This window comes from Cyanobium sp. BA5m-10 (assembly GCF_024346255.1).
Lineage (GTDB): Bacteria > Cyanobacteriota > Cyanobacteriia > PCC-6307 > Cyanobiaceae > Cyanobium_A > Cyanobium_A usitatum.
This window is the reverse complement of record NZ_JAGQCP010000020.1, coordinates 33,362-45,777: the sequence shown is the minus strand read 5'-3', so window position 1 is coordinate 45,777 and position 12,416 is coordinate 33,362. Positions and strand designations below refer to the sequence as shown.

At 61.7% G+C, this 12,416-nt stretch carries 12 protein-coding genes; 3 read left to right on the top strand and 9 right to left on the bottom strand.

All coding sequences use genetic code 11. The features are described from left to right. From dnaE to KBY85_RS08655, 9 genes are all read right to left on the bottom strand, one after another. On the bottom strand, positions 1-2,238 hold a 2,238-nt coding region (gene dnaE, locus KBY85_RS08695), incomplete at its 3' end, for a DNA polymerase III subunit alpha (protein ID WP_254961119.1). A gap of 113 nt (positions 2,239-2,351) precedes the next feature. Continuing rightward, positions 2,352-3,836, bottom strand: coding sequence for an Asp-tRNA(Asn)/Glu-tRNA(Gln) amidotransferase subunit GatA (gene gatA / locus KBY85_RS08690; RefSeq protein WP_254961118.1), 1,485 nt, complete (start codon positions 3,834-3,836; stop codon positions 2,352-2,354). A gap of 57 nt (positions 3,837-3,893) precedes the next feature. Next, positions 3,894-4,133, bottom strand: coding sequence for a DUF1816 domain-containing protein (locus KBY85_RS08685; RefSeq protein ID WP_254931479.1), 240 nt, complete (start codon positions 4,131-4,133; stop codon positions 3,894-3,896). 61 nt (positions 4,134-4,194) lie between these two features. Beyond that, positions 4,195-5,940, bottom strand: coding sequence for a 23S rRNA (guanosine(2251)-2'-O)-methyltransferase RlmB (gene rlmB, locus KBY85_RS08680; protein ID WP_254931480.1), 1,746 nt, complete (start codon positions 5,938-5,940; stop codon positions 4,195-4,197). A gap of 15 nt (positions 5,941-5,955) precedes the next feature. After that, positions 5,956-6,363 carry a ribonuclease III domain-containing protein gene (locus KBY85_RS08675; RefSeq protein WP_106501987.1) on the bottom strand — a complete coding sequence of 136 codons (408 nt, stop codon included), beginning with the start codon at positions 6,361-6,363 and terminating at the stop codon, positions 5,956-5,958. Positions 6,364-6,379: 16 nt separating this feature from the next. Next, positions 6,380-6,724 carry an STAS domain-containing protein gene (locus KBY85_RS08670; protein ID WP_254931481.1) on the bottom strand — a complete coding sequence of 115 codons (345 nt, stop codon included), beginning with the start codon at positions 6,722-6,724 and terminating at the stop codon, positions 6,380-6,382. Positions 6,725-6,819: 95 nt separating this feature from the next. After that, positions 6,820-7,956 (bottom strand): glutamine-hydrolyzing carbamoyl-phosphate synthase small subunit, encoded by a 1,137-nt coding sequence (carA, locus tag KBY85_RS08665; protein ID WP_254931482.1) that lies wholly within the window; start codon positions 7,954-7,956, stop codon positions 6,820-6,822. A gap of 22 nt (positions 7,957-7,978) precedes the next feature. After that, positions 7,979-9,022 carry an anthranilate phosphoribosyltransferase gene (gene trpD / locus KBY85_RS08660; RefSeq protein WP_254961117.1) on the bottom strand — a complete coding sequence of 348 codons (1,044 nt, stop codon included), beginning with the start codon at positions 9,020-9,022 and terminating at the stop codon, positions 7,979-7,981. A 105-nt stretch (positions 9,023-9,127) separates the two neighbouring features. Continuing rightward, the gene (locus KBY85_RS08655) at positions 9,128-9,460 is read right to left on the bottom strand and encodes a DUF3288 family protein (protein WP_254961115.1); all 333 of its coding nucleotides are present in this window, start codon (positions 9,458-9,460) and stop codon (positions 9,128-9,130) included. Positions 9,461-9,535: 75 nt separating this feature from the next. Between KBY85_RS08655 and KBY85_RS08650 the strand changes: the two genes are divergently transcribed. The 3 genes from KBY85_RS08650 to msrA all read left to right on the top strand — a co-directional run bounded on the left by KBY85_RS08650 (position 9,536) and on the right by msrA (position 12,412). Next, positions 9,536-11,317 (top strand): ABC transporter ATP-binding protein, encoded by a 1,782-nt coding sequence (locus KBY85_RS08650; protein WP_254931485.1) that lies wholly within the window; start codon positions 9,536-9,538, stop codon positions 11,315-11,317. 91 nt (positions 11,318-11,408) lie between these two features. Continuing rightward, positions 11,409-11,687, top strand: coding sequence for a hypothetical protein (locus tag KBY85_RS08645; RefSeq protein WP_254961114.1), 279 nt, complete (start codon positions 11,409-11,411; stop codon positions 11,685-11,687). A 26-nt stretch (positions 11,688-11,713) separates the two neighbouring features. Next, the gene (msrA, locus tag KBY85_RS08640; RefSeq protein ID WP_254961112.1) at positions 11,714-12,412 is read left to right on the top strand and encodes a peptide-methionine (S)-S-oxide reductase MsrA; all 699 of its coding nucleotides are present in this window, start codon (positions 11,714-11,716) and stop codon (positions 12,410-12,412) included. Positions 12,413-12,416: the final 4 nt, after the last annotated feature.

Below are 12,416 nucleotides of genomic sequence, written 5' to 3'. Positions count from 1 at the left end.
TGCCTCCGCTATTCGCGGTTCGACGCCACGTTCCGTGGCGCCACTTACAAAAAGTCCCTGGTGTTTCTCCATCTCACTCTTTTTCTTCTTACCCATAGCCCGCCGCAGCAGATCTGCTTCGCCAAGGGAGTAGCCAGCCAATTCCTGAGCGATCTTCATGATCTGCTCTTGGTAAACCATGATTCCATAAGTCTCCTTAAGGATCGGCTCAAGCTTCTCGTGGGCTACATCAATTACCTCCCTACCGTGCTTGCGATTAATGAATTTAGGGATCAGACCTGCATCAAGCGGACCGGGCCGGTATAGGGCCAAAATAGAAGAGATATCCTCAAGCGATGAAGGCTTGAGATCGCGCACAATCTGGCGCATGCCACTAGATTCAAGCTGGAAGATGCCCTCCAGATCACCACGAGCAAGCAGGGCATATGTACCTGCGTCGTTAAGAGGCAGATCATCAGGATCAACCTTGATGCCGCTGTATTGCTGCACAAGATCGACAGTTTTATCGATCATTGTCAGGTTTTTGAGACCGAGAAAGTCCATTTTTAATAGACCCATCGACTCCACATCTTCCATGAAGTATTGAGTAATCACCTGGCCATCGTTGTTGCGCTGCAGGGGGACCAATTCATCAAGGGGCTCCGCTGCAATAACCACGCCAGCCGCGTGTACGCCAAAGGTCTTATTTGTGCCCTCAATACGCATTGCCATATCAACCCAGCGCTGTACGACTGGGTCCTTTTCATATTTCTCGCGGAATTCTGGAGCCGGTGATTCGGTTCCGATCATTTCCTTGAGCTTGGCAGGTTTGCCCCGCACCACAGGGATCAACTTGGCCAGGCGATCAGCATCGCCATAGGGAATATCAAGTACGCGGGCCACATCCTTGAGCACCGCTTTTGATGTCATGCGGTTGAAGGTGATGATCTGGGCCACCTTTTCTTCGCCATAGCGCTTAGTTACATAGTCGATAACTTCGCCACGCCGCTCGATACAAAAGTCCGTATCAATATCCGGCATCGACTTGCGCTCAGGGTTCAAGAACCGCTCAAAAAGCAAGCCATTGGTAACCGGGTTAATGTTGGTGATCCCCAGGGCGTAGGCCACCAAGGAACCCGCAGCTGAACCACGACCCGGCCCCACAGGTATGCCGTTGTCCCGGGCGAAGCGGATGTAGTCCCACACCACCAGGAAGTAGGTGGGAAAACCCATCTGCTCAATTACCTGGAGCTCAAAGGCGAGGCGATCGCCATATTGGGGCTCGAAGCTAACGTCATCAGTCAGGCGTAGGCGCTGCCGGAGACCCTGCTCGGCCACCTCAGTGAGATAGCTCACCGCTGTGTGCCCAGCCGGGATGGGGAAGCGGGGCATCTGATAGCGGCCGAGGATGTCGTAGGCCTCGACCTTTTCAGCCACCTTGGCTGTGTTCGCAACAGCCCGCTCAATCAGCTCGGCAGGAAGGTGGTCATTGAACAGGGAGAGCATCTCTGCCTCCCCCTTGATGTATTCGGTACCCGTGTAGCGCAGACGCTTCACGTCGCTGATCAACTTGCCCGTAAGCACGCAAAGCAGCGCGTCATGGGCTTCGACGTCGTTGGCACTTAAGTAATGGGCATCATTGGTGGCGATCAGTTCAATGCCCAGCTCGGCACCGATGCGGGCAATCCCGGTGTTAACGATGCGGTCTTCGATGCCGCCATGATCCTGGATTTCCAGGTAGAAGTCGTCGCCAAAAGTATGTTGATACCAGCTGGCAACCTCGCGCGCCGCATCGGGCCGGCCATGCAAAATCGCCTGAGGAATTTCGCCTCCCAGGCAGGCAGTAGCCACGATCAAACCTTCGCTGTACTGGCTCAACAATTGCTTGTCGATACAGGCACGGGCAAAGATGCCCCGGCCGCGCATGCCGCGTAGGTGGCTGATGCTGGTGAGCTTGACCAAGTTGCGATAGCCGACCGCATTTTTGGCCAGCACCACCAAGTGGTAGCGGCGCTCCTTTTTCTGCTGAGGGTCATCAATGGAGCCATTGATGACATACATCTCATTGCCGATGATCGGCTTGATCCCGGCCTTGGCGCAAAGCTTGAGCAGCTCAATGGCGCCATACATGACGCCGTGATCGGTGAGTGCAAGGGCTGGCATGCCCAGCTCCACAGCCCGATCCACCATCGCCGGCAACTGGCTCGCCCCGTCTAAAAGGCTGTAGTCGCTGTGGTTGTGGAGCGGAACGAAGGCCAAGGGCAGGTCTAGCCGGAAGGCATCGGAAGCCTCCCCAAGCTAGGCGACCACGCAAGATCCAGTGTCATTTGCGCGTCAGACCGGCGCAAAACCACTAGATCTGGGGTCAGTCCCTAGGGCACCAATGGGGCCACTGGCCGAGCCTGCATCACCTGGGCGGCCTGTTCGTAGTGGTGGGCCACCTGAAGCAGGCGCGGCTCTTCAAGCACTCCCGTGATCAGCTGCAGACCAATCGGCAGGCCCTCGAGATCAAAGCCGCAGGGCACATTGATGGCAGGCAGGCCACCCATGTTCGCCGGGATGGTGAGCAGGTCGGCGAGGTACATAGCCAAGGGGTCGTCGCTGTGGGCGCCAAAGCCAAAGGCCGTGGTGGGCGAGGTGGGGGTGAGCAGCACATCCACTGCCTCAAAGGCCCGGTCAAAGTCGCGCCGAATCAAGGTGCGCACCTGCTGGGCTTTCTTGTAGTAGGCATCCACATATCCGGCCGAGAGGGCGTAGGTGCCGATCAGGATGCGGCGCTGCACCTCGTCGCCAAAACCCTCAGCCCGGCTGCGGGCCGTCATCTCGGCAAGGCTGGTGGCATCCGGGGCCCGGTAGCCGTATTTGACACCGTCGTAGCGGGCCAGGTTTGCAGAGGCCTCTGATGGCGCGATTACGTAGTAGGTGGCGATGCCGTCGTTGAAGCGGGGGCAGCTCACATCCACCAGCTCGCAGCCCAGGGCCTCCAACTGGGCGGCAGCGGCCAGCACCGCAGCCTTCACCTGGGGATCAAGGCCCTCAGCTTCGAAGCACTCGCGCACCATGCCCACCCTCAAACCAGCAACAGGTTGATCAAGGGCGGCGACGTAATCGGGCACGGGGGCCTGCAGGCAGGTGGCATCGCGCGGATCCGCACCGGCGATCACCTGCAGCAGCTCGGCCGCATCCGCCACCGAGTTGGTGAACGGGCCCACCTGGTCGAGGGAGCTGGCAAAGGCGACCAGGCCGTAGCGGCTGACGCGGCCGTAGGTGGGCTTCAATCCCACCACCCCGCAGAAGGAGGCGGGCTGGCGAATCGACCCGCCGGTATCGGAGCCAAGGGCGGCGATGCACTCGCCTGCAGCCACCGCGGCGGCGCTGCCACCGGAGCTACCACCAGGCACCCTCTCTGGATTCCAAGGGTTGCGGCTGGGGCCGAAGGCTGAGGTCTCGGTGGAGCTGCCCATGGCGAACTCATCGAGGTTTGTCTTGCCAAGCAAGACAGCTCCCGCTTGCCAGAGGCGGTCGGTAACAGTGCTCTCGTAGGGGGGAACGAAGTGCTCCAGCATGCGACTGGAGCAGGTGGTAGGGACCCCCTTAGTGCAGAGGTTGTCCTTGATTGCCAGAGGAATACCTGCCAGGGGTGGCAGATCTTCTCCAGCAGCGCGGCTGGCGTCGATGCGATCCGCATCTGCCCTGGCCCGCTCGGCAGTTATCTCCAGATAGGCGTGAACGGTGGGATCAACCGCCTGGATGCGTGCCAGATGGTGATCGGTGAGTTCACGGGCTGAAACCTCACCATTGCGCAGTTGCTGACGCCATTGAGCAATCCCCTGTTCGCGCGAATCAGCGATCCCCATCAACCCTGTTGCCAGTTGGATTGGACGCTATCAGCCAGCGGCAACGGCCACTAGCCCTCAGTCGAACTCGGTGAGCGGTTCGCCCCGTCGGGTGCGCAGTAACTGGTGATCCAGAGAACCCGGAGATTCGGCCCGGAGATCGTTCAAGAAAGCCGGCAGATGGCTTTCCAGGGTGCCGCGACGCACGAAGGGGCCAAACCAATAAACAGAGTTGGGAGAGTGGGTTTCTACCCGTGCCCACCAGGCCAGGCCCAGACCATTAGCGCAGCTGCGCACTGGCCACAGCAGGGGATTCATGAGGCAGGAGCGGCTTGTAATCCATTCTGCCCGGCGTCGGTACCGTGGCTTGAGAGTTGAGTCACAGTTGAATATCCCCAAGGAAACCAGATTTGGCGGCTGGCTCCATACCCAGGCCAATGACCGGTTCTTGGTTGACCGGTTCCTGGTTGGCCAGTTCCTGGTTGAGCGTGATCGCTGCAGCAATCTGCTGCTCTGCCGATAGCTCTGACTGGTCCTCTGGCTCGATTTCCGGCATTACCTCTTGCTCCGGCTGGGGCTCCTGATCGTGAAGAAGCTCAGGGGAGCTATCAGGCTGGCTTGTGGGCAGTTGCTGGGCTTCTGCAGAACTCGCTTCGGTTGCCGTGGGCTCTTCCTCAGGCTCGGGGCTGGCGGCTGGAGCGGGCAGCTGGGGGCGCACCAAGCGGGGCGCGGGCTGGGAACCGCTCAACCCCTTCATCCAGCCACGCCGTGCCACCTCATAGAGCAGTAGGGCGGTAGCCACAGAGGCGTTAAGGCTTGGTGTGGCGCCACGCAGGGGGATGCGCACCAGCTGATCGCAGTTGCGGCGGGTGAGCATGGAGAGACCATCACCCTCAGAACCGGTGACTATGACCAAAGGCCCAGCTAGATCGGCCTCCTCCAGGCTGACGGTGCCCTCGGCTGCCAGACCCACTACCCGATAACCCTCCTGCTTGAGGGTGTCGAGGGCCCGGTTGAGGTTGACCACCCTAGCCACGGGCAAGTGCTCAAGAGCACCTGCCGCAACCTTGGCCACCGAGCCGGTAAGTCCAGCGCTGCGGCGCTGGGGCAAAACCAGGCCATGGGCACCCAGGGCTTCGGCACTACGCACAATTGCGCCGAGGTTCTGGGGATCAGTAAGACCGTCGACCGCCATCAGCAAGGCCGGCTCACCAATGGTTGCGCAGCCCTCCATCAGGGTCTGTAGATCAAGGGTCTCAGCTGCCGCTGTTTGCAGGGTGATGCCCTGGTGCACGGCACCTCCGGTGAGCTGACCTAGGCGCGCCCAGGTGACCTCCTCAACCAGTACTCCCGATGCCTTGGCTTCTCGCAGCAGCTGCAGAAACTTGGGGCTGAAGCGCATTTCTGGAGTGCACCAGACGCGATGAATCGGTCGACCGCTCTCAAGTGCCGCCTGGGCTGGATGCCGGCCCCAGATCAAATCGGCGCTGGGATCGACGCTGTGACGCTCCGCATCACCGCTGGGGGGAAGGGTATCGGCGTCGACGATCAGCGGCTTGCCAGCAAACCTGCCAGGCGCTGGGCGGCTCCCCGTGTCAAAACGTCGGCCAACAGGGCGACCGGCCCCTTCAAAGCGACCCCCACCCTCAAAACGACGGCTATCTGGGCGACCAGAGTCGGGACGGCGGCCCTGGGGACGACCTTCAAAGCGGCCGCCGGGTCGCCGCTCGTAGGGCTTGCTGTCTGAGCCGGAGCGATCGCTGGAAAAACGGGGAGCAGGCGGACGGTCGAACGAAGGTCGCTCGCTGTCACCACGCCGTTCAAATGGGCGGCGCTCGCCGCGACTACTGGGGCGGTCGGCTGGCCCATCGCGGCGGGGCTGGAAGCGGGACACACCCCGGGGGGCGGGTCGTGCACCGGTCTCTCGCCGGGGCTCCCGATCTCTTGGCCCTTCACGGCCTTCACGGCCCTCACGGCCTTCTCTTCCCTCACGGACCTCACGGCCTTCACCAGCTCCATCGCGGCGCCATTCAGGCTTGGGACCGCTGAAGCGGGGAGGACGGCCAGCCCCACGGGCGCCGCCCCCCGTCCGCTTCTCGGGACGGCGTTCAAATCGTGGGCTCATGGCGTTGTCTGCAGGTTATGGATCGATCTCCTGCAAGTGATCTAGCAGCTCGGCTAACCGGGCAGGCTCGTGGAGAAACAACCAACCAAGCAGGGCCTCAAGGCCAGTTGCCTGGCCATAGGCCGCCGCATCCCCCCGCCGGGGGCCCCTGCCAGCCCGATTGCGGCCCCGGCGCACAAGGTCTCGCTCCGCATCAGTGAGCTGCTGATCAAGCTTCTCCAGTGCCAGAGCCTGGGCGTCGGCACGCACTACCTGCACAACCTCCTGGTGCAGGGTATGGGAGCGGCCTGGACGCTGACAGCGCTGCAGGCGGTGATGAAGCTCCCAGACCGCATCACCCAGCCAGGCCAGCTGTAGCGGGCCTAATTCGGCTTGGGGAGGATGGGGGGCAAGGCCAGCTAGCCAGCTCGAAGCGGGCCGCAGCTCAGCCTTTCCCTGCTCAAGCGGCGAGGTTGCCAAGGGCTGTTTCGAGGTCGGGCTGAAGGTGCAGAAATTCTTCTAGGCGCACCAGCTTCACGGTTTGAACAACCCGGGCATTACCCACCACCAAAAATTTCTGCTTATCGCTGTTGCACTGCTTAGCAAGCTGGACCAAGGCGCCAAGACCGGACGAGTCGAGGAAGTCGATGTGGCTGAGGTCGATCACCAAAGGCTGACCATTGCCGCGGTGAGAGGCCACAAATTCGCCGAACTGTTTGTCGGAGTAGGCATCCAGCTGGCCAGTGAAGCTGAACAGCTGGCAGTGGGCCTGCTGCTCGAAGCCTCCTCGCAGGGAGACAGTCAATCGCTGCAGGTCGTTGATGGCTCCAGTCCTCGATCCGTTCTGGGGCGAAGTGTAGGGAGCAATTTTGCCGCTGCAGAAGACGCAACAAAAATGCCTCAGCGGCGGCTGGCCATCAGGGCGGCGAAGCGCGCGAAGTGATGGTCGGCGTCGTGGGGACCGGGACTGGCCTCCGGGTGGTACTGAACACCAAACACCGGTGCCTCAAGCAGCTCCAGTGCAGCCACGGTTTGGTCGTTGAGGTTGTGGTGGGTTACCCGCACTCGATCGGCGGGCAGGGATTCGGGCACGAGGGCAAAACCATGGTTTTGGCTGGTGATCTCCACCTGCCCTGGGCTGCCGCAAGGGTGATTTAAACCGCGATGGCCGTAGCCCAGTTTAAAAGTGGTGCCTCCAAGGGCCAGCCCCAGGATCTGGTGGCCAAGGCAGATGCCAAACAGGGGGAGATTGGGCAGGGCGATAAGACTTTTGGCGAGCTCAATAGCGGAGCTAACGGCGGCCGGATCGCCGGGCCCATTGGACAGGAACACTCCCTCGGGCTTGTAACTGAGAACCTGCTCCAAGCTGGCATCGGCTGGAAGCACGGTCACCTCGCAGCCGTGGGCCGCAAGACGCTCGAGGATCGCCCGCTTGATGCCGAAATCAATGGCCACCACCCGGTAGGGGCAATCGGGCTGGGATTGCATACGGGCATCAAAAGCGACCCCACAGGTTTGATCCCAGTGATAAGGATTAGGGGTAGTAACTGATGCCGCCAGGTTTAGGCCCTGCATCGAAGGGGCCGAGCGGACTTGATCAAGCAGGGCCGAAGCCGAGGTGCCATCACTGCAAATTGCGCCGTTGATCGCGCCGCCATCACGTAAATGACGCACCAGAGCTCGCGTATCAATTGCTCGAATTCCAACTACTCCATGGCGTAGAAGCCAGCCATCTAGATCACCCTCTGAGCGCCAGCTACTGGTACAAGGTGAAAGCTGGCGGGCAATCACCCCACGCACGTGGGGGCGATCCGCCTCCTGATCGGCGGCGTTGATCCCGGTATTGCCCAGTTCGGGGTAGGTAAAGGTGACCAACTGCCCGGAGTAACTCGGGTCGGTCATGACCTCCTGATAGCCGGTCATGCCGGTGTTGAACACCACTTCTCCGATGGCTGTGCCCCGGGCCCCGAAGGACTCACCCCTCAGCACGGTGCCGTCGGCCAACACCAGCAAGGCAGTGGCAGCGGACTCGCTCACGGGTTCAGGGCAGTTGCTTTGATCATCCCGCAACGGGGGCTGGCAGGGCGGCGCGCAGCCGCTCTAGAACTTGCCAGCCAGCTCCATTGGCAATGGCCTGCTGGGCCAAGCTCAGACCAGCGGCGACTGAGTCGGTCAAACCAGCGGCCCACAGCACCAGCGCTGCGTTGAGGGCCACCACATCAGCCTGGGCGCGGCTAGCTCGGCCCTGGAGCACGGCTTCGAGGATGGCTTGGTTGGTGGCGAGATCTCCACCTGCCAGATCGGCGATCGGGGCAAGCTGCAAGCCCAATGCCTCAGGGTCGAGCTGGTCGCTGCTCACAACACCAGATTTCACCAGTCGCAGCGAATTAACTCCAGAAAGGGAGGCCTCATCAAGGCCGCCCTGACCATGCACAACCACAGCCCTGCGCAGCCCTAGCCGGGCCAGAGCCTCAGCCATCGGATCGAGCAGATCAGGCCGGGCCACCCCGAGCACCTGGGCCTCAGGCCGCAGGGGATTTACCAATGGGCCCAGCAGATTGAAAACAGTCCGCACCCCCAGGCTGCGGCGCAGGGGGGCCAGCCCCACCAGCGCCGGATGCCAACCAGGGGCGAACAAAAAAGTCACCCCCGCACTTGGTAAGGCACCAATCACCTGCTCCTGGGGGGCCTGCAAATGAATGCCCAGTGCCTCCAGCACATCGGCTGATCCCACCCGACCACTGGCACTGCGGTTGCCGTGCTTGGCCACGTGGGCGCCACAGGCGGCAGCCACAAACGCCACAGCCGTTGAAATATTGAAGCTGTCGGCCCCATCGCCACCGGTGCCACAGGTATCTACAAGCGCGATAGAAGGGCGGGAAGCCGGCAGCGGACAAGCTTCTCGCAAGACCTCAGCCATGGCCGCCAGCTCCTCGCCATTAACTCCCTTGGCTCGCAAGGCGGCCAGCAACCCTCCGGTAAGCACTGGATCGATCTGTTCGCTCAGCCAGCCCTGCATCAGCGCGGTCGCCTGTTGGGCCGACAGCGACTCGCCATTGAGCAGCTGGTCCAACAGGGCAGGCCAGGACTGAACAGTGGGCATAGCTAGTAAAAAGCCCGGGTGCAAAGCACTCCGGGCCGGGTGATGGGGACCTATCCACTATCACCCGAAGAAGGGGTAAATGGCGATGACTGCCTTGGCAAAATGTCAGGTCTGTTCCTGGTCAGCGGTGTCAAAGCTGGAGCCCACCGCCTCACTCGCCGCTGGTGCGGGCCGAAAACCTTTTGCCCAGATTGCCTGGGTGCGGCTGTGCAGATCTTCACGGCTAATTCCCCACAAGCGCAGGGTCTTGGCCAAATCTGAGCTGAGATCACGGGCACCGGGAAAGTCCTCGTAGCGCATCAACAAACGGGCAGCATCAACCAGGTGGTGGTCGGCTGGCACCTCAGCGGCAAGCAGCCGATCCACCACCTCGCGATCCGTGGCGTAAAGCGGATGGCTTTGATCATTGCTGCCGGATTGGGAAGGAGCGGAAGCCATGGCGCAGCTGTTGCTGAGGCCAGCCTGCCGGAAAAGCAGCTGCCTAGGTTGGTGGACCTGTGAAAACGGCCCCTGATGGGAGCCATACGGCTGGATCTGATCCGTCGCTACCTGCGGCCCCATCGCAAGGTGGTGTTAATCGGCGTCGCCGCCCTTGTGGTGGTGAACCTGCTGAGCGTCTCCATTCCCCTTTTGGTGCGGCGGGTAATCGACGACCTGCAGGATGGTTTCGCTCTTCAAGACGTGCTGGCTCAGGCGGCGCTGATCGTCGCCCTGGCAACGGTGATGGGGGCGGTGCGGCTCTACTCACGCATGCTGGTGTTCGGGGTAGGCCGGCAGGTGGAGGCCGAGCTCAAACAACAGATTTTTGATCACCTGCTCAAGCAGGAACCCGGCTGGGTTCAGACCACAGGCAGCGGCGAGGTGATCAGCCGAGCCACCTCCGACGTCGAAAACGTGCGCAGGCTCCTGGGCTTCGCCGTGCTGAGCCTCACCAACACGGTGCTGGCCTACGCGCTCACCTTGCCAGCGATGCTCTCCATCGACGGCTGGTTGACCGTGGCGGCGGTGGGGCTCTACCCCCTGATGTTGATGGTGGTGCGCCTGTTTGGCGGTCGCATGATGCGCCAGCAACGCCGCCAGCAGGAGGCCTTGGCCTCCTTAAGCGACCTGATCCAGGAGGACCTCTCCGGCATCAGCGCCATCAAGATCTACGGCCAGGAGAGCACCGAGCAGACCGCCTTCGCCGGTCGCAACCGCATCTACCGGGATGCTGCCCTGAATCTGGCCCGCACCCGCAGCACCCTGTTCCCGCTGCTGGAAGGCATCTCGTCCATCAGCCTGCTCCTGCTACTCGCCTTGGGCAGTGGCCAGCTTGAAAGTGGCCGCCTCAGCATCGGCGACCTGGTCGCCCTGATTCTGTTTGTGGAGCGGCTGGTGTTCCCCACTGCCCTGTTGGGGTTCACCCTCAACACCTTCCAAACCGGCCAGGTGAGCCTGGAGCGGGTAGAGGAGCTGCTGCGACGGCGGCCCTTGATCGTTTCTTCAGCTTCACCAACTCCCCCAGCCAAGCCCGGTCGGGGGGCTGTGGAGGCCCGCGGCCTCACCGTGCGGTATCCCAACGCGCCTCGACCAGCCCTGGTGGACGTCAGTTTTGAGCTTCATCCCGGCGAACTTGTGGCAGTGGTGGGGCCCGTGGGCTGCGGCAAAACCACCCTGGCCCGTGCCCTGGGGCGCATGGTCGAGGTAGATCCCGGCCAACTTTGGCTCGATGGGGTCGACATCACCGCTCTGGATTTGGCTGAACTGCGTGGCCAGGTGGGCTTAGTACCCCAAGAGGGCTATCTGTTTACAGCGAGCCTGGCCGACAACCTGCGTTATGGCGAGCCGGATGCGCCGTTTGAGCGGGTCGAGGCAGCAGCTCGCCAGGCCAGGCTTGAGGGCGACATCAAGGGATTTCCCGACGGCTACCAGACCCTGGTGGGGGAGAGAGGCATCACCCTTAGCGGCGGCCAGCGACAACGCACAGCCCTGGGGCGGGCCCTACTGGTTCGCACTCCGCTATTGGTGCTTGATGACGCCCTAGCCAGCGTCGATAACACCACCGCTGCCGAGATCCTTCGCACGATTCGCAGTGAGCAGGCCAATGCCCAGTCAAATGACCAAGGTCTGGGTCGCACCGTATTGATGATCAGCCATCAGTTGTCGGCGGCGGCCGCCTGTGATCGAGTGCTGGTGCTCGAAGAGGGCCGGCTAGTGCAGCAGGGCCACCACAGCAAGCTCGTGGCTGAGCGCGGCACCTACCGTCGCCTTTGGGATAGGGAGCAGGCAAAGGAACAGCTGAGGTCGGCCGGCTGATCTCAATACTTGTTGAGCTGTTCAGCCAAGTGACCTAGATGGGGCTTAGGTGGATGGTGTCGCCATTTGCGTTCCACGCCTAGGAGGATCCATGGAGCCAGTTGCCCCGATTACCGGCTTGCCCTACCGGCTGCGCTGCACCCTGACCTTTGGCGATATCTACGGGCAGATTTTGATCTGGATGCTGGTGATCTTCGCCAGCCTGGCGGCTGGCTTGGCCTTGATGGGGGCCAGCAAGCCGATCTTTGCCCTTGTGGGTGTGGGCCTGATCCTGGTGCTTTCCCTGCCGTTCCTGCTGTTCGCCTTCACCACCACTCTCCTTAATCACATTGCCTTTGAGCCCGACGCGGCAACTAAAGGGACTCTCTAGGCTCCGATTTCATTGCAATTAGCAGCGTGTTCGGCCTGTTTCAGGGCACCCCTCAGGCCCAAGCTCCCCACGTTGTACTGGGCACCCCAATTGATGCAGCCATAAAGGGCGGCCAGTCAGAGGTGGTTTTCGGTTGCGGCTGCTTTTGGGGAGCCGAAAAGGGCTTTTGGCGCCTGCCTGGCGTGGTTACAACAGCCGTGGGCTACGCCGGTGGCTCAATCCAGCAACCCAGCTACGACCAAGTCTGCTCTGGACGCACGGGCCACAGCGAGGTTGTGCGGGTGGTCTGGGATACGGCCCTAATCGATTTCAGCGATTTGCTGAAGCTGTTCTGGGAATGCCACGACCCCACCCAGGGGAATCGCCAGGGCAATGATCGGGGCAGCCAGTACCGCTCGGTGATTTATGCGGATGATCCTGGTCTGGTGGCCCTAGCAGAGGCCAGCCGCGACGCCTACCAGGCCCTGTTGAGCAGCGCTAGCTTTGGGGAGATCACCACTGAGCTGCGCAGCAACCAAACCCTTTGGTACGCGGAGCCATATCACCAGCAATATTTAGCCAAACCCGGCAGCCGTCCTTACTGCTCGGCCCAGCCAAGCGGCCAAAGGCTCGGGGAATTTGCGGGCTCGGCCTACAAGCTCGATCCACGGGTGTGGTCTTCCTATGACTGGACGGTGGCCCACTGCGTGTTGCGGGGGGAGAATGCCCCAATTCAGCTGGCCTGAGCAT

Bases quoted from the DNA above. Each gene is read 5' to 3' on its own strand.
- gatA (WP_254961118.1), bottom strand. From the start codon at position 3,836: ATGGGGATCGCTGATTCGCGCGAACAGGGGATTGCTCAATGGCGTCAG.
- KBY85_RS08685 (WP_254931479.1), bottom strand. From the start codon at position 4,133: ATGAATCCCCTGCTGTGGCCAGTGCGCAGCTGCGCTAATGGTCTGGGC.
- rlmB (WP_254931480.1), bottom strand. From the start codon at position 5,940: ATGAGCCCACGATTTGAACGCCGTCCCGAGAAGCGGACGGGGGGCGGC.
- trpD (WP_254961117.1), bottom strand. From the start codon at position 9,022: ATGCCCACTGTTCAGTCCTGGCCTGCCCTGTTGGACCAGCTGCTCAAT.
- KBY85_RS08655 (WP_254961115.1), bottom strand. From the start codon at position 9,460: ATGGCTTCCGCTCCTTCCCAATCCGGCAGCAATGATCAAAGCCATCCG.
- KBY85_RS08650 (WP_254931485.1), top strand. From the start codon at position 9,536: ATGGGAGCCATACGGCTGGATCTGATCCGTCGCTACCTGCGGCCCCAT.
- KBY85_RS08645 (WP_254961114.1), top strand. From the start codon at position 11,409: ATGGAGCCAGTTGCCCCGATTACCGGCTTGCCCTACCGGCTGCGCTGC.